This is a genomic window from Rhodanobacter sp. A1T4 (assembly GCF_014207185.1).
Classification (GTDB): Bacteria; Pseudomonadota; Gammaproteobacteria; order Xanthomonadales; family Rhodanobacteraceae; genus Rhodanobacter.
Genome location: NZ_JACHCP010000004.1, coordinates 223,302 through 248,209 on the forward strand (window position 1 = coordinate 223,302; position 24,908 = coordinate 248,209).

General features: G+C 61.3%; 17 protein-coding genes and 1 riboswitch. Of the genes, 10 read left to right on the forward strand and 7 right to left on the reverse strand.

What is annotated here, in order from left to right; translation table 11 throughout:
• Nucleotides 1-47 precede the first annotated feature (47 nt).
• The 6 genes from HDE80_RS09700 (at nt 48) to HDE80_RS09725 (ending at nt 11,194) form a co-directional block, all read left to right on the forward strand.
• Nucleotides 48-734 carry a response regulator transcription factor gene (locus tag HDE80_RS09700; RefSeq protein WP_179477853.1) on the forward strand — a complete coding sequence of 229 codons (687 nt, stop codon included), beginning with the start codon at nt 48-50 and terminating at the stop codon, nt 732-734.
• Nucleotides 718-2,001 (forward strand): HAMP domain-containing sensor histidine kinase, encoded by a 1,284-nt coding sequence (locus tag HDE80_RS09705; protein ID WP_184670314.1) that lies wholly within the window; start codon nt 718-720, stop codon nt 1,999-2,001. Before HDE80_RS09700 ends, HDE80_RS09705 begins: the two co-directional genes overlap by 17 nt.
• 563 nt (nt 2,002-2,564) lie before the next feature.
• Nucleotides 2,565-6,623, forward strand: a complete 4,059-nt coding sequence (locus HDE80_RS09710) for a non-ribosomal peptide synthetase (protein WP_184670316.1) — start codon at nt 2,565-2,567, stop codon at nt 6,621-6,623.
• A complete protein-coding gene (locus tag HDE80_RS09715; RefSeq protein WP_345776436.1) occupies nt 6,616-7,968 on the forward strand; it encodes a glycosyltransferase in 1,353 nt (450 codons plus the stop codon). Before HDE80_RS09710 ends, HDE80_RS09715 begins: the two co-directional genes overlap by 8 nt.
• Nucleotides 7,965-10,232, forward strand: a complete 2,268-nt coding sequence (locus tag HDE80_RS09720; RefSeq protein WP_184670318.1) for a penicillin acylase family protein — start codon at nt 7,965-7,967, stop codon at nt 10,230-10,232. Before HDE80_RS09715 ends, HDE80_RS09720 begins: the two co-directional genes overlap by 4 nt.
• Nucleotides 10,229-11,194 (forward strand): glycosyltransferase, encoded by a 966-nt coding sequence (locus tag HDE80_RS09725; protein WP_184670320.1) that lies wholly within the window; start codon nt 10,229-10,231, stop codon nt 11,192-11,194. The genes HDE80_RS09720 and HDE80_RS09725 overlap by 4 nt, the downstream gene beginning before the upstream one ends.
• A gap of 277 nt (nt 11,195-11,471) precedes the next feature.
• Here HDE80_RS09725 and HDE80_RS09730 read toward each other — a convergent pair whose 3' ends face one another.
• The 5 genes from HDE80_RS09730 to ahcY form a co-directional block, all read right to left on the reverse strand.
• Nucleotides 11,472-12,389: a branched-chain amino acid transaminase gene (locus tag HDE80_RS09730; RefSeq protein WP_184600590.1), complete on the reverse strand. Its 918-nt coding sequence runs from the start codon at nt 12,387-12,389 to the stop codon at nt 11,472-11,474.
• A gap of 98 nt (nt 12,390-12,487) precedes the next feature.
• Complete coding sequence (locus HDE80_RS09735; protein WP_184670322.1) at nt 12,488-13,084, reverse strand: DUF4124 domain-containing protein; 597 nt, start codon at nt 13,082-13,084, stop codon at nt 12,488-12,490.
• A 22-nt stretch (nt 13,085-13,106) separates the two neighbouring features.
• Complete coding sequence (gene metF, locus HDE80_RS09740; RefSeq protein ID WP_184670324.1) at nt 13,107-13,931, reverse strand: methylenetetrahydrofolate reductase [NAD(P)H]; 825 nt, start codon at nt 13,929-13,931, stop codon at nt 13,107-13,109.
• Between the two features lie 160 nt (nt 13,932-14,091).
• Complete coding sequence (locus tag HDE80_RS09745) at nt 14,092-14,616, reverse strand: DUF4142 domain-containing protein (protein ID WP_184670326.1); 525 nt, start codon at nt 14,614-14,616, stop codon at nt 14,092-14,094.
• Nucleotides 14,617-14,840: 224 nt separating this feature from the next.
• A complete protein-coding gene (ahcY, locus tag HDE80_RS09750) occupies nt 14,841-16,271 on the reverse strand; it encodes an adenosylhomocysteinase (RefSeq protein ID WP_184670328.1) in 1,431 nt (476 codons plus the stop codon).
• A gap of 36 nt (nt 16,272-16,307) precedes the next feature.
• A riboswitch (S-adenosyl-L-homocysteine riboswitch) is annotated at nt 16,308-16,429 on the reverse strand.
• Nucleotides 16,430-16,508: 79 nt separating this feature from the next.
• Between ahcY and ppc the strand changes: the two genes are divergently transcribed.
• Nucleotides 16,509-19,250, forward strand: coding sequence for a phosphoenolpyruvate carboxylase (gene ppc / locus HDE80_RS09755; RefSeq protein WP_184670330.1), 2,742 nt, complete (start codon nt 16,509-16,511; stop codon nt 19,248-19,250).
• 219 nt (nt 19,251-19,469) lie between these two features.
• On the opposite strand, the gene HDE80_RS09760 is transcribed toward ppc, so the two are convergent.
• Together HDE80_RS09760 and HDE80_RS09765 are read right to left on the reverse strand one after the other, a co-directional pair.
• Complete coding sequence (locus HDE80_RS09760; protein WP_184670332.1) at nt 19,470-20,834, reverse strand: ectonucleotide pyrophosphatase/phosphodiesterase; 1,365 nt, start codon at nt 20,832-20,834, stop codon at nt 19,470-19,472.
• 116 nt (nt 20,835-20,950) lie between these two features.
• Nucleotides 20,951-22,885, reverse strand: coding sequence for an ATP-binding cassette domain-containing protein (locus HDE80_RS09765; protein WP_184670340.1), 1,935 nt, complete (start codon nt 22,883-22,885; stop codon nt 20,951-20,953).
• 146 nt (nt 22,886-23,031) lie between these two features.
• On the opposite strand from HDE80_RS09765, the gene HDE80_RS09770 reads away from it, so the two are divergent.
• Genes HDE80_RS09770 through HDE80_RS09775 form a run of 3 tightly spaced genes read left to right on the forward strand, consistent with a single transcriptional unit; the run spans nt 23,032 to nt 24,862 of the window.
• Nucleotides 23,032-24,195: a Fic family protein gene (locus tag HDE80_RS09770; RefSeq protein ID WP_184670344.1), complete on the forward strand. Its 1,164-nt coding sequence runs from the start codon at nt 23,032-23,034 to the stop codon at nt 24,193-24,195.
• Entirely contained in the window at nt 24,192-24,317 is a 126-nt protein-coding gene (locus HDE80_RS22170; RefSeq protein ID WP_255483667.1) for a hypothetical protein, read from the forward strand. The genes HDE80_RS09770 and HDE80_RS22170 overlap by 4 nt, the downstream gene beginning before the upstream one ends.
• Complete coding sequence (locus HDE80_RS09775) at nt 24,314-24,862, forward strand: hypothetical protein (protein ID WP_184670347.1); 549 nt, start codon at nt 24,314-24,316, stop codon at nt 24,860-24,862. The genes HDE80_RS22170 and HDE80_RS09775 overlap by 4 nt, the downstream gene beginning before the upstream one ends.
• Nucleotides 24,863-24,908: the final 46 nt, after the last annotated feature.

The following is a 24,908-nucleotide window of genomic DNA, read 5'->3' on the forward strand; positions in this document are numbered from 1 at the left end:
GCTTGCAGCCTCAGCCGTTCCGTGCAACGGCTGCGTAGGAGTGATACATGCGCGTTCTGGTGATCGAAGACAACAGCGATATCGCGACCAACATCGGCGATTATCTGGAAGACCGCGGCCATGTGGTCGATTTCGCCGGCGACGGTGTCACCGGCTTGCATCTGGCAGTGGTGCACGATTTCGACGTCATCGTGCTGGACCTCACCTTGCCCGGCATGGACGGGTTGGAAGTGGCGCGCAAGCTGCGCCATGAAGCGCACAAGCAGACGCCGATCCTGATGCTGACGGCGCGTGATGCGCTGGAACAGAAGCTGATCGGTTTCGAATCCGGCGCCGACGACTACATGACCAAGCCGTTTGCGCTGCAGGAAATCGCGGCGCGACTCGAAGTGCTGGCGCGTCGCGGTAAAGGCCCGCAGAGCCGTGTGCTTAAAGTGGCTGACCTCACGTTCAACCTCGATACGCTGACGGTGAATCGCGAAGGCAAGTCGATCCAGCTCAACCCGATCGGCCTGAAGTTGCTGCAGGCGCTGATGGAGGCCAGTCCGTCGGTGGTAACAAGACAGGATTTGGAGCAACGTGTGTGGGGTGAGGAGTTGCCCGATAGCGACTCTTTGCGCGTGCATATCCATGGCTTACGCGCGGCGATCGACAAGCCGTTCGAGAAGCCTTTGATTCACACGCGGCACGGCATTGGCTATCGGATGGTCGAGCCGGATGCAGTCCAGGCGTAAGCTTCGCTTTCGATTGATTGTCTCGTTCGCGCTGTTTGGCTTCGGCCTCAGCGCGCTCTTTGCCGTGGCGGCGTTGTACGTGCGCGCCAAGGTAGAAAATCAGCTTATCAACGACAGTTTGCAGAACGATACGGATCAGGCAGTTGATCAGATCATCGCGCATCCTGATCAGCAAGCGCACTCCGAATTGCTCGAAGCCTGGTTCAAAAGCGATCGTACGATCTACAAGATGCCACTGGCCTGGCAGGACCTGGGTACGGGAGTTCATGACATCCAGGAAACGGATACTAGTGGCAAGGCCAGACACTACAAGCTCGCCGTCCGGCGCAAGAACGGCATCATCGGTTTTACCCGATATGACATCAGTCGCGAAGATCTAGGTAAGCGGCAGCTGATCACGTCCCTCATCGGTGCGGTGATTATTTTCAGCCTGCTCTCGTTGGGCATTGGCCTGTGGCTCTCGCGCAAAGTTCTCAAACCTGTCACTGAACTCGCGCATCGCCTGCGCGGTTTTCGCAAGGCCGGCAAGGCCGAGCCACTGGCAGTGCATTTCGCCGATGACGAAGTGGGCGAGCTGGCGCATGCGTTGGACGAATACTCCGAACGACTTACCGCGATGGTCGAGCGCGATCGCGAATTCAATTCGGACGTAAGCCATGAGCTGCGTACGCCGTTGGCAGTGATCGCCAGCACGACGGAACTGCTGCAGGGCTCGCCTGACCTCAGTGAAAAAATCAGCGAACGCCTGAAGCGCATTGAACGTGCATCTCGTCAGGCGACCGAGCTGATCGAAGCCCTGCTTTTGCTGTCCCGTGCCGAACGGCGCGGGCCGACGCGTGGCGAAACCACCGAGGTGGGCAAGGTGGCCTCTGACGTGATCGAGAGCCAGCGGCCGCAGATGCGCGGCAAGCCGATTGAGATTGAATTGATCGTCAATGCCCCTGTGACCGTCAATGCGCCGGCGTCGGTGTTATCGGTGGCGCTCACCAACCTGATTGGCAATGCGATCAAGTACACGCTGGAAGGCAGCGTGCGCGTCGAGGTCGGCAAAGGCCGTATCGAAGTGATCGATACCGGTCCCGGCATCAAGCCGGAGGACGCCGAGCGGCTTTTCCAGCGCGGCGTACGTGGCGAAGGCGCAGGCGGCAGCGGTGCGGGTCTCGGTCTGGCGATTGTGCGCCGGTTGTGCGAACTCTACGGTTGGGACGTATCGATGCGTCCGCGCAGTGATGCCAACGGCGCGATTGCCTGCATCGTTTTCAAATAGTGTTTCACGCTGCCGGCCGCGCAAGGCGGTCGGGGTTCGTAATGTCGAGTGCCGCACAAGAACGGTACGAAATATTGCTGCATCGCACAATATGTGACCGACCGCACGTAGTGCGGGTGGACATGAGTGGAGTGAGTGTTGACACTCGCTATCAAAGACGGATGGTTTCTTGTCCCGGCATAGCATCGAAAGTGGGTGTTCATTTGCTATCAGGCTTTCGGTGAGATGTCTTTCCATTTAGGTGATTTGATCGGCAGATCCACTGCTGGTGATGGTTCTCCTTTAAATATCCGGATTTCCTGAAGATCCGGAAATAAAACAACGTTAGAGACGATTTAAGTGTCGCCACACCGGCCACGCGATGGATTCGTGCGCCTTGTTGAATCAGCAGCACAAGGAACTACGAAGGCAGGTGCAGTGGCGAATACCGGGATTCCATATAACCAGATCGCAACGAGATAACCGAGGGCCGATGCAGGTGATGTGCAGCGATACAGGATCGTCGTGACTGCACGTTCGATCGAATGGGTACGGCTGAGCAGACATCGAAGGAAGGATGTGAGATGAATGAGTACGAGGATGTTTCGTTACCGTTGACCACAGCGCAACGTGGTCTGTGGGTCGGCCAGAAAATTGCGGCCGCCGATACCACCATGAATATTGCCGAGGCGGTCGAAATCTGCGGTCCGGTGGATCCTGCACTATTCCAGCGGGCGCTGTCGCAGGTGACCTGCGAAGCGGACACCCTGCGTGTTTGCATCGTCGAACAGAACGGCAAGCCGAGGCAGATCATCCGGCCGATCTACCAAGGTGAGTTTCCGTTCATTGACGCCAGTCACGAGGCCGATCCGGAGGCCGCCGCAAAAGCCTGGATGAACGACGAAATCATCCGGCCGGTCGACCTCGCGCACGATGCGTTGTGGGTGAGTGCGCTGATCAAGCTCGCCGATGACCGTTACTACTGGTACCAGCGCGCGCATCATGCGGTGTACGACGGTTATAGCGGCGGCATGGTTGCGCGCCGGGTGGCCGAGCTCTATACGGCCTACGCGGAGGGGTGCGAGCCAGCGCCGAGTGGATTCGGTTCGCTGCATACCCTGATCGAGGGCGAGGCCGTTTATCGAGACTCAGATCGCTTCCGTCGCGACCGCGAATACTGGAAAGAGCAGCTCGCCCAGTTGCCCGAGGCGGTTACCTTGTCGCGTAACACTCGTCGGCGCAGCATGGGTGGTCTGCTGCGCAGTATCGGTCATCTCTCAGTCGAGACGACACAGCGTCTGGGTGAGCTGGGCAAGCTTACGGCGGCGAGCTTGCCGCAAGTACTGATCGGCCTGGTCGCTGCCTACTATCACCGCGCTACCGGTGCCAACGACCTGGTCATGGGCATGCCGGTTTCCGGACGCATCAATGCCACTCTGCGTAGTGCACCCGGAATGGTTGCAAACGCGGTAAGCATTCGCCTGTTCTTTACGCCAGAAATGACGGCGGCAGAGCTATTTGCGCAAGTGTCGAAGACCGTGCGGCAGTCGTTGCGGCACCAGCAGTACCGCTATGAGGATTTGCGCCGCGACCTTGGCCTGATCAGCGAAGGCCAGCACATTGCCTGGCTCGGTGTGAACATCGAACCGTTCGACTATCAGCTCAACTTCGCCGGTGCAAGTTCCATCGCGCACAACATGTCCAATGGCTCGGCGGAAGATCTCACGGTCTTCGTCTACGACCGTGGCAACGATAGCCCGTTGCGCTTCGATTTCGACGCCAACCCCGCTCTGTATTCGATGGCCGAACTTGACGAACACCGGCGTCGACTGGTGCGCCTGATCGAAGCCGTGTTGGCCGATCCGACACAGCCGCTGCGGCAGATCGACATACTTGGCGAAGAAGAGCGCCAGCGCCTGCTGGTCGACTGGAACGACACGGCGGCGCCGTTGTCCGACCAGCGCCTGCCAGCACTGGTCGCGCGTCATGCGCGGCTGACCCCGCAAGCGCCGGCGGTGGTATTCGAAAACAACGTCATCAGCTATCGCGAACTGCATGCACGCAGCGTCAGTCAGGCCCGCCAGTTGCTCGCCGATGGCGTGGAGCCGGGTGACGTAGTAGCGGTGGCCTTGCCGCGCAGCGAGCAACTGCTGGTTGTGCTGCTGGCGATCATGCGGACCGGCGCGGCGTATCTGCCGATCGATCTGGACAGCCCGGCTGAGCGTACGGCGCTGGTGCTGGCCGATGCGTCGCCGATCGTGCTGATCGCCCAGCCCGAAATGCACGCGCGTTTTGCTCTCGGTGGCTTGCTGCTGCTGGTGCCGGAAGAACTGGATACATCGTCAGGCGAAACGCTATCTGGCGAGACCTTGTACGAGCCTGATCTCAGCGTAGCGGAAAGCACGGCGTATGTGCTCTACACCTCAGGTTCCACCGGCCGGCCCAAGGGTGTGGAAGTCACTCATCGCAATCTGGGCAATTTCCTGCAAGGTATGCAGGATCAGCTTAGGCCGGTGGCAAGCGATCGCTTTTTGGCTGTGACTACGGTGATCTTCGATATTGCCGGACTCGAACTGTATCTGCCGCTCACCGTTGGCGCGCAAGTGGTGATGGCCAGTTGCGAAGCAGTGCGCAATCCACCACTGCTGGCGCAGCTTATTCAACGCAGCGGTGCCACCCACGTGCAGGCCACGCCATCGTTGTGGCGCGTGCTTCTGACGAGTGCGGAAACGAAACTGGACGGCGTGCATGCACTGGTGGGTGGTGAAGCGCTCAGTGCGGAACTGGCTGGCCGCCTGCAGCGTCATGCTGCGCGTGTCACGCAGTTCTACGGCCCGACTGAAACCACCGTATGGTCGACGGCATTCGAACTGGGCAGCCTCGACCAGGCGCCGCCATCGATTGGCCGGCCCATCCTCAACACCCGGCTCTATGTGCTCAATGAAGATCGCCAGCCCGTGCTGACCGGTGCGATTGGCGAGCTGTATATCGGCGGCGCCGGTGTCGCCAAGGGTTATCTCAATCGTCCACAACTTACCGAGGAGCGTTTCCCGGCAGACCCATTCGTGGCCGATGGCAGCCGGATGTATCGCACCGGCGATCTGGTGCGCTGGAGCGATGATGGCTTGCTGAGTTTCATCGGGCGCGCGGATGGTCAGGTGAAAGTCCGCGGCCATCGCGTCGAGTTGGGTGAAATCGAAGCCCAACTGCTCGAGCACGTCGCCATCACGGCGGCCGCCGTTGCCGCGCATTGCGATGCGGAAGGCATCGTCACGCTAGCCGGTTATCTGGTGGTGGCGGCTGGCGCCACCATCGATACCGATGCTGTGCGTGTCTATCTGTCCAGCCGATTGCCGGAATACATGATGCCGGCCAGCTTCATGCTGCTTGATGCGTTACCCCTGACACCGAACGGCAAGTTGGACCGCAAGGCATTGCCGCAGCCCGAGCGGCAATCCCGCGCGGCTTATGTCGAGCCGGTGACCCAGATCGAGCAGAAACTGGCGGCGTTGTGGCAGCAGATTCTTGGGCTGGAGCGAGTGGGTCTGCACGATAATTTTTTCGAGATCGGTGGCGATTCACTGAGCGCGGCAGAAATGCTTGCGCGCTTCCCCGAGCATTTTTCCATGGAGTTGCCGCTAAGCAGCTTGTTCGAGGCCTCCACCATTGCTGGTTTGGCCGGCTATCTGCAGCGTGCGGATAGCCTGAGTGACCCGCTGGGTTCATTGCTGCCGCTGCGTCTGTCGCAACAGCAGCGGCCGCTGTTCTGTATCCACCCGGTGGTCGGTATCAGCTGGGGCTACGCCAACATGCTGCGCCATCTGGACGGCAAGCTGCCAGTCTATGGTCTGCAATCGCATGGCCTGCGTGGCAAGACGTCGTTGCCTGAAAGCATCGAGGAAATGGCGGCGGATTATCTGGTGCAGATACGGCGCAAACAGCCGCATGGGCCGTATCGTCTGCTGGGCTGGTCGCTGGGCGGCCTGATTGCGCACGCCATCGCGGCACAGCTGCAAGCTCAGGGCGAGCACGTGGAATGCCTGGCGATGATGGATTCGTATCCCTTCGTTACCGATGATGCGCAGGCGTGCAGTGACGAAGCGCTCGAGGTCCAGGCGATTCTGCACTTCCTCGGCTTCCATCAATTGGCCAGAGACAATCCGCCCGCAAACATGGATGCGTTGAGCGATGCGCTATGCCGCGAATACGACGTGTTTTCGGTGCCGCTGGTGCAGGAGATCATGAAGAGTGACCCGCAGCTGATTGATCACGTATCGGCGGTGACCCGCAATAATCTGCGGCTGGCCCGGCAATACGTGCCACAGCTGATCGATGCCGACTTGCTGTTCTTCCATGCCACCGCCAATGAACCGGTTGAGCTGGACGGATTGCTGCAATACCACCCGCGGGCGTGGCGGTCGTTTGTGGGCGGCCGGATCGAGACACACGAGATCGATTGCCATCATCAGAACATGCTGGAAGCCGGGCCGGCGGCACAGATCGGTGGCCTATTGCAGCAAAAGCTGACGGCTTTGCACGCAGCGAAGTCGGCGCTGCCAACCCTGCTGCGCCAGGCTGTCGTGCCAGAGCCCATGAAGACGGTCGATCGCGAAATGGCCGATCTGGGGGCGGTTTGTGTCTGATCTGAAGGGCATACGCGCACCTATCGCGATCTTTACCATCGGCACGCAGGGCGATATACGGCCTTGCGTAGCTCTGGGGCAGGGCTTGCAGCGCGCTGGCTATCCGGTGCGCATCGTCACCAGCGATAATTTTGCCGAGCTGGTTCGTGGCGCCGGGCTGGAGTTTTTCCCGCTGACCAGCAATTTCCAGACACTGCTGGAGGCCGATCGTAGCATTGCCGATCAGGGGCTGAATATGCGCGCGATGGCGCGTACCTTCCGCGACTGTTTTGCGGATTGGGCCACCCACTGGGTTGAGGAGGGCATGGCCGCGAGCGATGGCGCTGGCCTGTTGATCGGCGTCGGCAACAGCACCTTGCTGGCGCAATCGCTGGCCCAGCGGCGCGGCCTGCCGTTCGTGCGCGCGCAGTTACAACCGCTGACGCCATCGAAAATTCTGCCGCCGATGGTGCTCGCTGGTACTCGCAGCCAATTGCCCGGTGCATTGAGCATGGGCGCCTACCATCTGCTGCGCTTGCTGGTGTGGCAGGTGATGCGCCCGGCGATCAACGGCATCGTCCGGCCTCAGCTTGGTGTGCGCGGCTATCCCTGGTATGGGCCGTATTTCAATGAAGGCGAGGCGCGCGGCCGGGTGATTTATGGTTTCAGCCAGCACGTGCTGCCACGACCGGCCGATTGGCCAGGCACGGCACAGGTGGCCGGCTACTGGTTTCTCGACCAACCGCAATGGCAGCCATCGGATGCCTTGCGCGATTTCCTCGATGCCGGCCCCAAGCCGGTGTATATCGGCTTCGGCAGCATGGTTAGCAGCGATGCCGTGGGATTCACCAGGAAAATACTCGATGGCGTGCGCAAGAGTGGTCAGCGTGCCGTGCTGGCCACCGGTTGGGGCGGCCTGGATGGCGCCGACGGTGCGCAGGACGGGCAGACTTTCTTTCTGCGCCATGCGCCACACGACCAGCTGTTTCCGCTGATGTCGGCTGCCGTGCATCACGGTGGTGCAGGCACCACGGCTGCCGCCGCGCGGGCGGGCATTCCCTCGGTGATCGTACCGTTCTATGGCGATCAGCCGTTCTGGGCGCGCTGTCTCAACCGTCAGGGTGTGGCACCGCCCGCGCTGGATCGGCTGAACCTGAGCGCGGACGCCCTGGCAAGCGCCTTGGTGGCCACGCAACAGCCGTCGATCCAGCAGGCCGCGACAGCGCTTGGACAGGCTGTCCGCGCCGAAGATGGCGTGGCCGCAGCGGTGCGCTATCTACAGGCCTGGGGCTTGCTGGATGTATCGGCAGAAGCTTTGTCCAGTGCGACGACCGCGGCCTATGCGCCGGTGCGGAGCGCGGCGTGAAATGGGGCTGGTCCCACCTGCTCGGCGGCATCGGCGTGGCGGCGGTCGTGCTTGGCAAAGCGGCATGCAGCCGCAAGCCCAAGTCGCGCAGCCTGCAGCAACGCCTGGCTATGTTGCCCTGCACGGGTGCACCGGTAGCCGATGCGGTCACGATCCGCTGGAATGAACACCAGATACCTTTTATCGAAGCGTCCAGCGACAACGATCTGATGGTTGCGCTGGGTGTGGTGCATGCGCATCTGCGGCTGGGCCAGATCGAACTGATGCGGCGTATCGCCTATGGCCGTGTCGCGGAGATGATTGGTCCACTCGGCATCGAGGTGGATCGTTCATTGCGCCTGTTCGATGTCGGTCGCGCCGTGCCACAGATGCTGGCCGCGCTGTCGTCGGAAGATCGGCAACTGGCTGAGAGCTTCGTCGCCGGCATCAATCATGTGCTGCTCGACGGCGGCGAGAAGCCCCCCGAGTTCAAGCTGCTCAACATGCGTGTCGAACCTTGGACGCTGACGGATCTGCTCACCTTCGGCCGGCTGGCCTCCGCAGATATCGGCTGGCTGGTCTGGCTACGGTTGTTGCCGTTGCGCGAGCGATTGGCGCCCGATGTGTGGGCCGCGTTGTGGCCGCGCTTGCTGGCCGGAGAGATGCCGGCGACGGCCGCCGCCAGCGAGCGCGATCTGGCCGGCCGGGCGATCACCGCGATGCTGCGCAGCGGCAGCAACTCCGCTGCTATTGCAGCGCACCGCAGCCGCAGCGGCGCGGCGATGATTGCCAGCGATCCGCACCTGCCGCTGAGTCTGCCCAATGCCTGGCTGATTGCCGGAATGCATTCGCCCGGGTTTCACTGTGTGGGCCTGATGATGCCGGGACTGCCGTTCCTGCTGCTTGGTCGCAATCGCTGGATCGCCTGGGGTGGCACCAGCCTGCATGCGCAAGGCAGCGATCTGTTCGATGTGTCCGACGTGCCTTCGGCGGCGATGCGCGAACGCACTGAGACGGTTCATGTACGTGGCGCACGCACGCGCCGGTTGCGCTTGCGCGAGAGTGAGTTTGGGCCGATCGTTTCCGATGGCGCGCTGTTGTCCTCAGGGCAGACCCTGGCCATGCGCTGGGTCGGTCATCGCCCCAGCAGCGAGTTGAGTGCCATGCTCGGCGTGGCGCGTGCGCGCGACTGGGACTCATGGAGTCAGGCCTTGCGCAGTTACGGCGTATCCGGTGCCAATCTGGTGTTTGCCGGCAGCGATGGGCGGGTAGCGCATGTGCTGGCGGCGCATTTGCCCCGGCGCCCGCTGCAGCCGCCGACGGATCTGGTGTTGCCGACGCAGGCTGCTTCGCACTGGGAACAGATCGCCGATATCACGGCGATGCCGCTCCGGTTCGATCCGCCGGAAGGCTTCGTCGCTTCGGCCAACGAGCCGCCGCGCGGCGGTGATTTTCCCGTGGGTTATTTCTTCGCACCGCCCGATCGCGCCGAGCGTCTGGCGACCTTGCTGGGTGGGGATAAGCTGCTCGACGTTGACGATCTGCGCCGGTTGCAACGCGACGTCGCCGGGTCCGGCAGCCTTCGTATGCGCGATCTGCTGCTGACGGCGCTGCCCTTGCTCCCACGCGCGGCCGCATCGCAGCGTTTGCGTGAGGTGTTGCGACAATGGAATGGCGACTATGCCGCCGATTCGGCCGGTGCACTGGCTTTTGAACTGTTGCTGGCCGGCGTGGCAAAGCGTTTGAGCAACAAGCGCTATCTGGGTGCCTACCAGACCGTGTGGATGACCCAGCGTCTGTTGCGACAGGATTTCGCTGCGCTACCCGACGCGGTGCTGCGCCGTGCGGTTGAACGCGCTTTGCCGGCCGCGGCACGGCAGTTGGGCCGCTACGCACGCTGGGGTGCGATGCATCGGATCCGCTTGAAGCATCCGCTTGGCTATTTACCCGGTCTCGGGCGTTTTTTCAATGCGCCGCCGTTCGCGGCGGAGGGTGGCAACAACACCGTGCACAAAAGCGGGCACTCGTTGAGCGGCGGAGAGCACGAGGCCAGCTTCGGTTCCTGTGCGCGGCACATCTCCGATCTGTCCGATCTGGACGCCAACGATTTCGTGCTGCTGGGCGGTCAGGATGGCTGGGCGGGCAGTGCCAACTATCTCGATCAAGCGGCGCTTTGGCAGCGCGGAGATTACATCCGGGTGCCGATGCGCCCGGAAAGTGTGCGTGCCGCTTTCACTCATATCACGGTATTGCAGGCGGCACTGATGCCGGTACCTGCGCCATGAAAAGTTTCGGCCTGATCTTCGTGCTTTATCAGCCGTCCGGAGAGTTTCTGCATAACTTGCAGAAAGCGCGTGCCATCTGCGACAACGTCATAGCCGTCGACAACTCGCCCGAGGCGGACATGCGTTTGCACGAGCGGCTGTGCGGTCAAGGCATGCAGGTACTCTACAACTACAACGACGGCGGGCTTGCCGGAGCCTACAACAAGGGCGCCCAGTTGCTGCTGGCACAGCAGTGCGAGGTGATCTTTCTGCTGGATCAGGATTCAGATATCGACGCATCGTTCTTCAGCAAGATGATGCATGCCTGCGAAGCATTGGGCACGGATACCTTCCTGGTCGGTCCGAAAATCCACGAGATCAACCTGCAGAAGTGCATGCCGGTGATACCGCCCGGCAAGCGTTTCCCCAAGCCCTTGCGCATCGACAATCAGACCGAAGGAATGTTCCCCACGCTGTTCATCATCTCCTCCGGCTCGGCCATTTCGGCGCAGGCCTACCGTAAACTCGGCGCGTTCAGAGAAGACTATTTCATCGAGTACATCGACATCGAATACAGCTTGCGCGCATCCAGTCAGGGTGTGCCGGTATACATGAATGCTGCGGTGATGATGCGCCAGACCGCTGGCGACATCGAGCAACATGGCAAGTTGTACACCACCAACCATGTGGCATGGCGGCGCTACTACCGCGCACGCAACGGAGTGCATTGCCTGCGCTTGTACCGGGCGCATTGGGGGCTGCACTGGTTGAGCGGATTGCTGGCTATCCATCAGGGCTACTGCGTACTGCTGTTCGAGCCGCAGAAACTGCGCAAGATCGTCGCAATAGCCTGCGGGTATATCGATGGGCTCCTGGGCAGGCTCGGCACGTTCGAACAACGACACCCGCGAATCGCCGCTTTCTGCAAGAAACCGGCGCGCAAGCACGCGCCGGTCAGTTCTGCCGCTGCGGCTGAATCGTGAGCACGATGAAAAGAAAGCTTGCCAACCTCGAGTACTTGATCGAAAGCAAGATCGCTTTCGTCATCTGCCTGCAAGAAACGATTGCCGCAGAATAGCTGCGTGCGTCGCTGGAGCGGGTGTAGCTTTCCGTGCCGCATTCGCTTGTGAGCAGCGAACGCGGCACGCTTTACTACGAACCGGATAAGACGGGTGCGATTCCGTTACGCGTCGTCCAGCGCGAGGCTATGGACGAAGCCGCCGATGATGTTTGCGCGCGGCAGTATCAGGTCGAATCGGTTCAGACCGGCTCGAGCCAGCCCCAGCGATCGTTGGTGCGGCCATCGAACAGGCCGAAGAACAGTTCCTGCAAGCGACGGGTCACGCGACCGGCCTTGCCTGCGCCGACCTGCTTGCCGTCAACCGAGCGGATAGGCGTGATCTCGGCCGCGGTGCCACACATCAGGATCTCGTCGGCAAGATAGAGGTATTCACGCGGGATATCGCGCTCGACCACTTCAATGCCATCTTCGCGGGCCAATGTCTTCAACGTATCGCGGGTGATGCCCGCCAGGATCGATGCGCTGGCCGGCGTGGTGTGCAGCACACCGTCGAATACCAGGAACAGGTTTTCCCCGGCGCCTTCGCTCAGCAGGCCGGTGGAAGCCAGCGCGATGCCTTCACCAAAACCCAGCCGGCGCGCTTCGCGGGCGATCAGTTGACCCGACAGATAATTGCCGCCGGCCTTGGCGCCTGCCGGGATGGTGTTGGGCGCGAAACGCTGCCAGCTCGAGACGCAGGCATCGATGCCGTTTTCCAGCGCTTCGGCACCAAGGTAAGGACCCATCGGCCAAGCGGCTACCGCCACATCGATCGGCGTTTCGGCGGACAGGCCAAAGCCACCCAGTCCACGATAAGCGACCGGTCGCAGATACGCCGCGCCCAGCTCGTTTTTCTTGATCACATCACGGCAGGCCGCGGCCAGCTCATCGGCAGTATGTGGCAGCACCATGTCGTAAATGCGTGCCGACTGGTAAAGCCGATTCAGATGGTCGGTTAGTCGGAAAATGGCTGCGCCGTCGGGCGTCGCATAGCTACGGATGCCTTCGAATACGGACGAACCGTAATGCAGCGCATGCGACATCACATGGGTGGTCGCTTCCTGCCAAGGTTTGATCTTGCCGTTCTGCCAGATCCATTCCGGGTACTGCTGCGCCATGACGGTTCTCCAATGGGGACCGCGCATGATAGCTGCTGAGTGGTTGTACGGCATGTGTATGGCACGGTGAACTGAGCCAGCGGCCAGATCGGTCCGCCTCAGTCGGCATTGCGTAGCCACAGGCAACCTGAGCGGCGCACGATGCCGTAACGCAGTTCTCGTGGGTTACCACTGCCGTCGTTGCCGGCCAGATGCAGGACCAACTGGTTACCAGAGACAGGTGCCTCGGCAGCGTTATCTGTCGTCGACGGATCGCTGTTGCCAGTCGGCGAAGCGTCGGCATTGTCGGGCGGCCCGGCGTCCAGCAGCGGTTGCTGCATCAATGCACTGAGCGCGCGAATGTCGGCAACGGCGGCGCTACCGCCGTAGCCATTCCAAAGCATCAGCCCCGCCATGCGGTTTGCGTTGTGGTTGGCGAAGGCATCGATCACGCTCTGCCGCAATTCGTTGAAGGTTCCGGCGCAGAGAACCGGCGGTGGCTCAGCCGGTGCGGAGGCAATCGTTGCGGTATGGGTGACGTCATCACTGGGTTTGGCCGCAGCATGTACCGTGGTGGCCTGCATGGCGGCGCAGGTCTGGTCGGTAAACAGCGCATTGCCGTTCGCGCCGATGCAGCGATGAATATCAGTCTGCGCCCTGCCGGGCATGGCCCAGAGAATCAGAACGAACCACAGCAATGTTGTCAGCAGGCGCATGGCAACAGCATAGCCGCTCGGTTCAAACCAGTTGATGCAGCACCGACTGGGTCGCTTTGGCGCGGTTGAGCGTGTAGAAATGCAGTCCCGGCGCGCCGCCGTCGAGCAGGCGGCGGCACAGCTGTGCGACGACTTCGGCGCCGAGCGCTCGCACCGACTCGGCATCGTCGCCGTGAGCCTGCATACGCTTGGCGATCCAGCGCGGAATTTCGGCACCGCACATTTCCGAGAATCGCCGCAATTGGCTGTAGTTGGCGATCGGCATGATGCCCGGCACGATCGGCACGTTCACACCCAGCTTGCCGGCATCGTCAATGAAGCGGAAATAGGCATCGGCGTTGAAGAAGTATTGGGTGATGGCACCATCGGCGCCAGCATCGACCTTGGCCTTGAAGTGCTGCAGGTCCTTCAACGCGTTGTCCGCCTGCGGGTGGGTTTCAGGGTAGGCAGCTACTTCGATATGGAAATGATCACCACTGTGCTGACGGATGAAAGCCACCAGTTCGACGGCATAGCGGAAATCGCCCGGAGTCGCCATGCCGGAAGGCAGATCACCGCGAAGCGCGACAATGCGTCGATAGCCGGCTGCCCGGTATTCGTCCAGCAGAGCACCCAGTTCGGCGCGTGTTCCACCTACGCAGGACAGATGGGGTGCCACCGAGAGCCCATGCACCTTATTGAGATGCTGCACGGTTTCGCTGGTGTAGCTCAAAGTTGAACCGCCAGCGCCGAAAGTTACGGAGGCGTACTCGGGCTGGTGCGCCTTCAACAGCTGAGCGGCACGATCCATCTGTGCACGCTGTTCGTCAGTCTTGGGTGGAAAGAATTCAAAGCTGATCGCCGGCATCACGTCGTGTCCAGATGGTGCAATGGGCTAAGTATATATCTCTTATTCGCGATAGAGCGATATGGTTTGTGTGGGCTTTTCGCTAGCGGCTTTAAATAGGGGGCGCAGTGCTGCAAATAAGCGCACGCCGAGACATCGCTGCTTCGACGTGCACCGACTATCAGCTCTTTGTAACGCCGTGCAGGGCGCCGATGTGACGCTTGACGATCAACACGGTCTCGGCTGCAAAGGCTTTCAGATCGGCGTTCTGCCCGGTCTTGGCTTCCTTGGCGAAAGCAGCACCGTCCAATGCATGAATGGTCTTCATCTCGGCGATGTAGGCATCGTCAAAAGCCTTGCCGGACAAGGCGTTGAGCTTGGCTACCCGTGTGGTGAAATCGGCATTCAGATCCGTTGGGAAGTCGTCGCCATTGGACGAGGCGATCGACTTCAACTTGCTGCCGACCAGTTCATGATCGTGTACCTCGGTATGGGCCTGGTCCTTGACGTCCTGCGCCTGGGCCTTGTCTTCGGCGACCTTGCTTGCGGCCACTTCAAACATGCCGCCCTGCGACACCTTCGCTACGAAGGCCTGGTCGCTTTTCGATAATGCGGGAGTATCCGCCAGCGCTGCTGCACTTGCGGTCAAACCAACGGCCAAAGCTAGGCCAGGCAGCAGTGGGAGTTTATTTTGCGATGTGCGCATGGTCTTTTCCTGTCGGCAATGGAGGAGGGTCATGGAGTGCTGGAGCCGATAAAGCACCAGGCACAGCATTATTCGCACCGGATACGTGAAAAGCGCAGCAGCGTGACGCTATGGCATCGAGCCGCTGGGTGCACGTTCTTCTTGGAGGGCCATCCGATGACCGCGCGCAATAAAAAAGCCCGCCTTCGCAGGCGGGCTTCGTATCTTTCCAACTGCGGGAGAGATTAGTAGCGGTAATGCTCCGGCTTGTACGGGCCGTCCTTGTCCACGCCGAGGTACGCGGCTTGCGAGGTGGTCAAGGTGGTCAGTACCACGCCGATCTTTTCCAGATGCAGACGCGCGACTTCCTCGTCGAGCTTCTTCGGCAGGATATAGACCTTGGCTTCGTAGCTGTCCTTGTTCGCCCACAGGTCGATCTGCGCCAGCGTCTGGTTCGAGAACGAGTTGGACATCACGAAGCTCGGGTGACCGGTGGCGCAGCCGAGGTTGACCAGGCGGCCTTCGGCTAGCAGGAAGATCGCGCGGCCGTCCTTAAACGTGTACTTGTCGACCTGCGGCTTGATGTTGAGCTTGACCACGTCCGGGAAATTGTTCAGCGCATCGACCTGTATCTCGTTGTCGAAGTGACCGATGTTGCAGACGATGGCCTGATCCTTCATCTGGCTCAGGTGCTCGATGGTCAGCACGTCCTTGTTGCCGGTGGTGGTGACGTAGATGTCGCCACGGCCCAGCGTGCTTTCGACCGTGTTGACCTCAAAGCCTTCCATCGACGCTTGCAGCGCGTTGATCGGATCGATCTCGGTCACCACCACGCGTGCGCCATAGGCACGCAGGCTGTGCGCCGAACCCTTGCCGACATCGCCATAACCGCAGACCACGGCTACCTTGCCAGCCAACATCACGTCCATCGCGCGCTTCAGGCCATCGGCCAGCGACTCGCGGCAGCCGTACAGGTTGTCGAACTTCGACTTGGTGACCGAGTCGTTGACATTGATGGCAGGCACCAGCAGAGACTTGGCCTCGACCATCTGGTACAGGCGATGCACGCCGGTGGTGGTTTCTTCGGAAACGCCCTTCCAGTCCTTGACCACGGTGGTCCAGAAGCCGGGGCGCTCTTTCGCCACGCGCTTGAGCAGGTTCTTGATCACGCCTTCTTCGTGCGAGGAAGCTGGCTCATCGACCCACTTCGAACCTTTCTCCAGCTCGTAGCCCTTGTGGATCAGCAGGGTGACATCACCGCCGTCGTCAACGACCAGTTCAGGCCCCTTGCCACCCGGGAAGGTCAGCGCATCCAGTGTGCAGTCCCAGTATTCCTCCAGCGTCTCGCCCTTCCAGGCGAACACCGGCGTGCCGGTCGCGGCGATCGCGGCGGCAGCGTGATCCTGGGTCGAGAAGATGTTGCACGAGGCCCAGCGCACGTCGGCGCCGATGTCCTTCAGCGTCTCGATCAGCACGGCGGTCTGGATGGTCATGTGCAGCGAACCCGTCACGCGCACGCCATTCAATGGCTTGGCGGTGGCGTACTTCTTGCGGATCGACATCAGGCCCGGCATCTCGTGCTCGGCGATGTCGAGTTCCTTGCGACCCCAATCGGCCAGGGAAAGATCGGCCACTTTATAGTCGACAGCGTCGACTTCTTTGCTAACAGCGTTCATGGATTGTCTCCGGTTAGTGCGAACGAATTCGCGTGTGGTAACCGGGCGCCGTTGTGAAACTTGCCGCACCGAGCCTGGCCGTTCTGAGTGTTTGCACCGTGGTGCAGACGTTGCGGATGAAGCCGCATTCACGAACGGTCGCAGCGCCCCTCGGCGGACAGGGGAAAGAATTGATTATAGCTGACCACAGCGCCGCGTTGGATTGGTAGTCTTGGAGCCAACTGAACGGAGCCGTCCATGCCAGAAACCCGCGAAACCGAATCCTTACCGCATGACGGTCCCCTACACGAAGACGTCAACCGGCTTGGCACACTGGTTGGCCTGATGCTGGCCGAACAGGGTGGTGAGGCCTTCTACCAGCGGGTGGAGTCGGTGCGTCAGGCCGCGATACGACGCCGTCGCGAGGGTAACTCGGTGGTGGCGCTCGCCGATACGCTGGCTGGCCTGCAGGCCGACGATGCGGAGGCACTCGCGCGTGCCTTTGCCAGTTATTTTCAAGCGGTGAACATTGCTGAACGCGTTCACCGCATCCGCCGTCGACGTGAATACCAGCGTGATGGCACGTTGCCGCAGCCCGAGTCGCTGCTCGATGTTTTGACGCATCTCAAGGATCAGGGTGTCAACGCGGACGAGTTGCTGGAATGGCTCGACCGCCTGCAGGTGGAACCGGTATTCACCGCGCATCCCACCGAAGCGGTGCGTCGTTCGCTGCTGGAAAAGGAGCAGGCGATCGTGCGAGCGCTGGTCGATAACTTCGACCCCACCCGCACGCCGCAGGAGCGACACGAGGACGATGACCGCATCTATATGGCGCTGTCGTCTGGCTGGCAAACCGCCGAAGCCTCACCGGTCAGTCCGACTGTGCAGGACGAACACCACCACGTCGGGTTCTATCTGGCCAATCCGATCTATCGCATCGTGCCGGCGCTGTATGAATCACTGGCCCAGGCGTTGAAGACCATCTACGACGTCGCGGTACCGCTGCCGCAGCTGCTCAGTTTTGCGACGTGGGTCGGCGGTGACATGGACGGCAACCCCAACGTGGGTGCCGCCACCATCGGCGCGAGTCTGGCAACCCAGCGTGCGCATGTGCTGGAACATTACGTCGAAGATATTTCGACGCTGGCTCGCCTGTTGAGCCAGACCGATCAGCGCGTACACGTGGACGAGGTACTGTCGCAGCGCCTGGCCGACTACCGTCAGCGCTTTCCGAAGGCTGCAGCAAGCATCCGCCCGCGGCACGCGGACATGCCATACCGCTGCCTCCTGACACTGATGGGCGCGCGGCTGCGGGCGACCGAAGACGATGTGCATCTGGAAGGTTATACGTCCGTTGACGAGTTGCAGGACGATCTCGAAATCATCGCTCGCAGCCTGGTGGATCATCACGGCGTACACGCGGGTGCCTATGCGGTAAAGCGGCTGATTCGGCGCGTGCGTACCTTCGGTTTCCATCTGGCGCGGCTGGACGTCCGCCAGGATTCGCGTGTGCACGATGAAGCCCTGTCAGCATTGTTCAGCGATCCGGACTGGCTCTCGCGGGACGTGGCCGATCGCGTCGAGCGACTGCAGCCATTCGCCAGCGGCGAGCGTGTGTTCGCGATGAGTGGAGACGCCAATGCGAAGACGCTGCACGATGTCTTCGCGACGCTGCATGATGCACGTACACGTTATGGCACCGATGCCATCGGGCTTTACATCATCAGCATGGCCCGCTCTGCTGCCGACGTGTTGGCGGTGCTGGCGCTGGCTCGTTATGGTGGGCTAGGTCATTCGGTCCAAGCCGATCAGGGACGGGAAGCGAATGCAGAAAGCGTTGTGCCGCTGGACATCGCGCCACTTTTCGAAACTGTTGATGATTTGAAAAATGCGCCGGCGACGTTGCGCGCACTGCTCGACGATCCGCTGTATCGCCAGCATCTCAGCGCGCGTGGCAATCAGCAGTGGGTGATGCTCGGTTATTCGGATAGTGGCAAGGATGCCGGCACGCTGGCTTCGCGCTGGGGACTGCAGCGCGCGCAGGTGGAACTGCTGGAACTGGCCCAGGCTGCCGGCATTCGGTTGGCGTTTTTTCACGGTCGCGGTGGCTCGGCGAGCCGCGGCGGTGCGCGGATCACGCCGGCATTGATGTCGTCGCCGCGTGGGTCGGTCGCTGGCGTATTGCGGGTGACCGAACAGGGCGAAGTCATCCATCGCAAGTACGGCATTCGTGCATTGGCGTTGCGGAATCTCGAGCAAACCGTCGGCGCCGTGTTGCGCGCCAGCCTGCGCCCGCGCGAAACCGAGCAGCGCGAAGAACAATGGGTTCAAATGATGGACCAGCTTTCCATCAATAGCCGCAAGGCCTATCGCCAGCTGGTCGATCGCGAGCATTTCGTCGACTACTTCCGTACTGCTACGCCAATTGACGTGATCGAACGGATGACTCTTGGGTCACGTCCGGCCAGTCGGCGCAGCATGCGCGGCGTGCAGGATCTACGCGCAATCCCCTGGGTGTTTGCGTGGACGCAGTGCCGCTCGATCATCACCGGTTGGTACGGTCTGGGTTCGGCGCTGGAATACGGTGTCACCGAATTCGGCGAAGACGCGCTCGGCGAGATGGCGCGTGACTGGCCGTTCTTCGCCAACTTGCTGGACGACGTGGAAATGGTGTTGGCCAAGTGCGATCTGGATATCGCCGAAGCGTTTTCGAAACTCGCCGGCCCGTTGCACGAGCCATTTTTCGCGCTGATCCGTGGCGAGTTCGAACGCACCTGTTACTGGCTGCTCAAACTCAAGCGCAGCGACCAACTGTTACAGGGCGATCCGCGTCTGGCGTTGTCGATCCGCCTGCGCAATCCCTACGTCGATCCGATGAGCCTGCTGCAAGTGGATCTACTTCGCCGCTGGCGAGACGGGGGCGCCACCGACGACAACCTGCTCGCCGCGTTGGTGGCCTGCGTCAACGGCGTATCCCAGGGGCTGCAGAATACCGGTTGATCATTTGTCGCCCCGGCATTCCATGAGCGGGCAAGTGGTTCGAGAAATTGCTCGCTAGACACATGTTTCTTGAACCCGATCGGCAACAGCCAGTTCAGTGCCACCGTAACGTTCGGTAACGATGAGGGTCGCATCACCTTGCGACTGGCGCTGCGGCGTACTGCGTACGACTGGCGTACCGGGTGCTCAGCTTCCTCGAGCGCTTTGCGCGCTGTTTGATCAGAGCAGCGGCTTGCCGGTGGCCTGCGGCAGCTGCACGCCGAGCAGCTTGGCCAGGGTCGGTGCGATGTCGCGCATGTCGATCTGGCCGAGTGACTTGCCAGCCGGTATGCCGGGGCCGGCGATCAGGAAGGTCGCGTTCATTTCCGGATGCTGGCGCAGATAGCCGTGGGTGCCCAGTTCCTGCGGTGCGCCGACCAGCGGGGAAAGCGGACTGCTGGCGCTCTCGTAGCCGAGCTTCATGCCGACATAGAACGAGGCCTGCGGATTGCCGCCTTGTTCGGCGATCTCTTTCGCATCGAGGATGCGCTCGATGCCGAGCTGCGGATCGGCAGCAAGTTTGTCCAGCAGCGCACGTACCCGTGCCTGCAATGCCTTGTCTTCCGGATGGTGCAGCACGATCGCATAGGAGCCACCGTTCGGCCACGGTGTGGCTTGCCAGTCGGTCACGGTCGGCTTCGTTGCCGGCTGGCCCTGCGTGGGCTTGGCCAGCGTGATCAAGCCGGCCTGGATGAACGGCTGGAACAGGTTGACGTCGTGCTGCACGGATGCGAAACCATGGTCGGAGACGATCACGACCACGGTGTGCGGATCGCTCTGAGTTACCGCGCGACGCAGCTGCCCAATGACCTGGTCGAGTCGGCTCAGGTCCGCATTCGCCCGCGCGCTGCCAGGGCCGTATTCGTGTTCGACGGAATCGAGCGAGTTGAGGTGAAGGGTCAGCAACTGCGGATGTTTGTGTTGCCAGATCCAGGCGGCGTATTCGGCGCGGCGCGCGTCGTCCTCGGCGGTATAGGACTTTACTTGCGGGTAGACACCCAATGCCTGGTCGGCCTCGTCCAGCAGGCCAGGCGTGGAAACCGCGCGCAGCAGCTTGCGGTCGTCATCGGCACCAGAGCGCCACAGCTCCGGCAGGTTGTAATCAATCGGTGCGCCGACGCTCACCGGCCACATCAGGCTGGCCGTCTTGCCGCCCTTGTCGTGCACGGCCTGCCACAAGGTGGTGACATGGATGTCCTGTGCGTACCAGTTCCAGCCGTGATCGTTTTTCCACTCGGGGTCGAAGGCGTAGTTCGAGTAAATGCCGTGCACCGCTGGCGCCACGCCGGTGACCAGGGTGGTATGGCTCGGATACGTGACGGTTGGCGTTACACCGGTAACACCGGTGGCATAGCTGCCCTCGTGCAGGAAGGCGCTTAGTGCCGGCAAGTTCAGCCCACGCTGTTTGGCTTGCAACACATCATTGGCGCGCAGGCCGTCGATCGACACCATCAGCACGGGAGCATCGGCGATGGCAGCGGTGCTGACGGCAACACCGACAACGGCGAGCAGGGGCAGAAGACGGCGATGGCAGCGTAGATGCATGTGAATTCCGTGACGGGTGGTCAGATTGCCGGCTCGCATAGTGTGCGCACACGGCCAAACGGCTATTGCATCAAACGCATGTGACAAGGCGGTGAAGCTACGTTGCTTTGGCGTCTCTAGCTATCCAGTTCTGTCCAGCGCGCATAGGCCGTTTCCAACTCGGCCTGCAACTTGGCAACGGTCTCGTTGGCCTTGGTAATCGTGCCCGCATCCTGCTTGAAGAACTCCGGGGCGTTCATCGCTTCACCGCGCCCGGCGATGTCGGTCTCCAGCTGTTCGATGCGCAGGGGAAGCTGTTCCAGTTCGCGTTGATCCTTGAAGCTCAGCTTGCGTTTGGGTTTTGCAGGCTCGTCATTCCGGAGAGCGCCGGAACCGGGTGTCGCTGATGTTCCGTTATCGGCCGAAGGGTCAGTCGCCGAATCCCGGCACTCGCCTCCTTTCAGGGGGGCGCCGAGGCGACGGTTCTCTGGACGCTGACGCAGCCAGTCACTGTAGCCGCCGACGTATTCGCCGATCTGGCCGTTGCCTTCCAACACCAAGGTACTGGACACCACGTTGTCGAGAAACGCGCGGTCATGCGATACGAGCAGCAGGGTGCCTTGGTATTCGGTGAGAAGTTCTTCCAGCAACTCGAGTGTTTCCACATCCAGGTCATTGGTCGGCTCATCCATGATCAGCAGGTTGGACGGCTGCGCGAACAGCTTGGCCAGCAACAGACGGTTGCGCTCACCACCGGACAGGCGCGTGATCGGTGCGCGCGCACGCTCGGGTGAAAAGAGGAAATCCTGCAGATAGCCGACGATGTGCTTGCGCTGTCCATTGAGCTCGATGAACTCGCGACCCTCGGCCACGTTGTCCAGCGCGTTGAGCTGGTCGTTGAGCTGCACGCGATGCTGGTCGAAGTAGGCGATCTGCAGACTGGTGCCCAGTTCGGCCGTGCCGCCCATGGGTTTCAGATCGCCCAGCATGATCTTCAGCAACGTGCTCTTGCCGGCGCCGTTGGGGCCGATGATGCCAATGCGATCGCCGCGCATGATCGTGGTGCTCAGGTCTTCGATCAGCACACGGCCGCCGAAGGCCTGATGCACGTGTTCCAGATCGATGACCTTCTTGCCGGATGACTGGCCGGTGGCCAGCGCCATCTTGGCGTTGCCGGTGAGATTGCGTCGCTCGGCGCGCTCGTTGCGCAAAGCCTTCAATGCACGCACGCGGCCTTCATTGCGGGTGCGGCGGGCCTTGATGCCCTGACGGATCCACACTTCTTCCTGCGCCAGTTTCTTGTCGAACAGCGCGTTGGCCTGCGACTCAGCATGCAGACGTTCCTCGCGGCGGCGCAAATAATTGTCGTAATCGCCCGGCCAGTCGGTGAGCGCACCGCGATCGATTTCGACAATTCGGGTAGCCAGCGCGCGCAGAAAACTGCGGTCATGCGTGACGAAAATGATGCTGCCGGCGAACTGCTTGAGGAAACTCTCCAGCCAGCCGATCGCTTCGATATCCAGATGGTTGGTCGGCTCGTCCAGCAGCAGCACGTCGGGCTTGCGTACCAGCGCCTGCGCCAGCAACACGCGGCGCTTCATGCCGCCGGACAGCGCGGCGAAATCGGTCTCCGCTGGCAGCTCCAGCTTGGTCAGCACCTCGGTCACACGGCGGTCCAGATCCCAACCGTGCTGCGCCTCGATCTGTGTCTGCACTTCACCCAGCGCATCGAAGTCGGCCTGCGTGTTCAGCTCGTGCAACAGATGGTGGTAGCGGGCCAGCAGATGGCCGAGATCGCCCAGTCCCTCCGCCACCACGTCGAACACGTTGCCGGCGGTGTTCTGCGGTACTTCCTGCGCCATGCGCGCGATGACCACGCCGCTCTGCACGCGGACTTCGCCGTCGTCGGCATGCAGCTCGCCGGCGATCAGCTTCATCAGGGTGGATTTGCCTTCGCCGTTGCGACCGACGATGCAGACACGCTCGTTCGCCTCGATCGACAGATCGACGTGTTCGAGCAGGAGAGGGCCGCCGATGCTGAAGTCGACGCGTTGCAATTGGATAAGAGACATCCGCCTATTGTAACGGTGCGAGTGACCTTGCATTCGGAAAGCGGGCGAAACTTTCCCAGCTCTTTGCTTGACCCATCTTAGGAAAAAAATATTGCCGTAAGTTTCCCAAGAATCTACAATCGCGACGTTGGGAAAGGGAGACCGCCATGGAACGAAAGACTGGTGATTACGTGGAAGGCAGTCTTTCCGGCAGCCACTACCAGGCCTTCGTGCCGCAGGCCTTGCCGCCGGAACCGGCCCTCGTCTACACCCCTCCACTGATCGCTCAGCTCGAGCGCGCCAATCAGGCGCTCGGCCGCCTCGACGGCATTACCCTGATGCTTCCCGACCCGGCCCTGTTCCTTTATCAGTACGTGCGCAAAGAGGCGTTGCTATCCTCGCAGATCGAAGGGACCCAGTCCTCGCTGTCTGACCTGCTGCTCTACGAACTGGCCGAAGCGCCGGGTGTACCCATCGACGACGTTGAAGAGGTCTCCAACTATGTTGCCGCGCTAGCGCATGGTTTGAAGCGCCTGCGCGAGGATAACTTTCCGCTCTCGCTGCGATTGATTCGGGAGATCCATGGTGTGCTGCTTCGTGGTGGGCGCGGCGCTGGCAAAGACCCGGGCGAATTCCGCACCAGTCAGAACTGGATCGGCGGCAAATCACCGGTGCTGGCCACTTTTGTGCCGCCACCGCCATCGCATCTGACCGAATGCCTGCACGCCTTCGAGAGCTTCCTGCACGCCGATCGCGACGCCATGCCACCGCTGATCAAGGCTGCGCTAGCGCATCTGCAGTTCGAGACCATCCACCCGTTCAACGACGGCAATGGCCGCGTGGGACGTCTGCTGATCGCGCTGATCCTTTGCACCGAAGGCGTGTTGCGAGAGCCCTCGCTGTATCTCAGCCTCTACTTCAAGACGCGCCGTCAGCAGTATTACCAGCAACTCGATGCCGTGCGCCGCAGCGGTGACTGGGAAGCGTGGTTGCTGTTTTTCCTGAAAGGTGTGGAAACCACGTCGCAACAGGCGGTGGATACTGCCCAGCGTATCCTGGCCCTTTTTGCCGAAGACCGTGAAAAAGTGCGCGGGTTGGGCCGACGCGCAGGTAATGCATTGCAGGTATTCGAGCAGTTCGTGCGTCGACCAATACTGGACGCGCCGACCATCCACAAGACGCTCAGCGTAGCCGCGCCCACCGTGCGCTCGGCCATCGCCGCACTGCATGATCTGGGTCTGCTTAACGAAATCACTGGTCAGCGTCGCAACCGCATCTGGATCTACCAGAGCTATTACGCGTTACTCAGCGAAGGGACCGCGCCGCTGTGAGCTGCTCAGCTTACCGTTTCGCCGACTACAAGAATCACGTGATCGACCTGTTGTGCCGCGTCACCCGCGTCAGCGTGGAAACTCAGCGCATAGTCGAGGCGATGCGGGAATTGCCACGATGACCGCCTTCCGCTGCACTGCCAAACTGCTCAAGGCCATGAAAGCCAAGCCAGTAGCCGAGCCCGCGCCGCCAATGAACCGGCTGGGCGAATGGACGGCCAATCTGATTCAAGTCGGGCGCATCCAGTTGGTGCTGGCGGTGAGCGAGCCGACCCGTTTTGCGGTGGTTCTGGATGCGGCGCCGTATGCGACGGTGACCGAGCGTTTCAGCCAGGCGTTGTTCAAAGCGCTGCTGAATCTGGATATTCCGGCCGACATGGCAGCGGCGGAGGCCGAGGCGGTCAGGCCGCTGCAGCTGGCGAAAAGCAATTCGAACTCGGTACTCGGAACGCTCAATCAGTTTGCGTTTCAGATCGAAAGCTATGTCTGGCACGGCAGTGCGAATTCCGCCGCCGAGCTGACCCGGTTGCTAGCCGACACGGTGGTGATCCAGCCAAAGCACATTGGGTTTCCTGCCCATCGGGTGCGGGAAGCTTTTGGCCTGCCGTCGGGCGACCATCGTGAGTGGATGGGCTCACTACCGCCGGCGGGAACGGTATTGCATTAAAGCCCTGCGGGAGAAACCTTCAAGAGCCCTTTTGTCAGCTGCAGCC

Bases quoted from the DNA above. Each gene is read 5' to 3' on its own strand.
- metF (WP_184670324.1), bottom strand. From the start codon at position 13,931: ATGCCGGCGATCAGCTTTGAATTCTTTCCACCCAAGACTGACGAACAG.
- HDE80_RS09760 (WP_184670332.1), bottom strand. From the start codon at position 20,834: ATGCATCTACGCTGCCATCGCCGTCTTCTGCCCCTGCTCGCCGTTGTC.
- HDE80_RS09700 (WP_179477853.1), top strand. From the start codon at position 48: ATGCGCGTTCTGGTGATCGAAGACAACAGCGATATCGCGACCAACATC.
- HDE80_RS09770 (WP_184670344.1), top strand. From the start codon at position 23,032: ATGGAACGAAAGACTGGTGATTACGTGGAAGGCAGTCTTTCCGGCAGC.
- HDE80_RS09710 (WP_184670316.1), top strand. From the start codon at position 2,565: ATGAATGAGTACGAGGATGTTTCGTTACCGTTGACCACAGCGCAACGT.
- HDE80_RS09745 (WP_184670326.1), bottom strand. From the start codon at position 14,616: ATGCGCACATCGCAAAATAAACTCCCACTGCTGCCTGGCCTAGCTTTG.
- HDE80_RS09725 (WP_184670320.1), top strand. From the start codon at position 10,229: ATGAAAAGTTTCGGCCTGATCTTCGTGCTTTATCAGCCGTCCGGAGAG.
- ahcY (WP_184670328.1), bottom strand. From the start codon at position 16,271: ATGAACGCTGTTAGCAAAGAAGTCGACGCTGTCGACTATAAAGTGGCC.
- ppc (WP_184670330.1), top strand. From the start codon at position 16,509: ATGCCAGAAACCCGCGAAACCGAATCCTTACCGCATGACGGTCCCCTA.
- HDE80_RS09735 (WP_184670322.1), bottom strand. From the start codon at position 13,084: ATGCGCCTGCTGACAACATTGCTGTGGTTCGTTCTGATTCTCTGGGCC.
- HDE80_RS09765 (WP_184670340.1), bottom strand. From the start codon at position 22,885: ATGTCTCTTATCCAATTGCAACGCGTCGACTTCAGCATCGGCGGCCCT.
- HDE80_RS09775 (WP_184670347.1), top strand. From the start codon at position 24,314: ATGACCGCCTTCCGCTGCACTGCCAAACTGCTCAAGGCCATGAAAGCC.
- HDE80_RS09705 (WP_184670314.1), top strand. From the start codon at position 718: ATGCAGTCCAGGCGTAAGCTTCGCTTTCGATTGATTGTCTCGTTCGCG.
- HDE80_RS09730 (WP_184600590.1), bottom strand. From the start codon at position 12,389: ATGGCGCAGCAGTACCCGGAATGGATCTGGCAGAACGGCAAGATCAAA.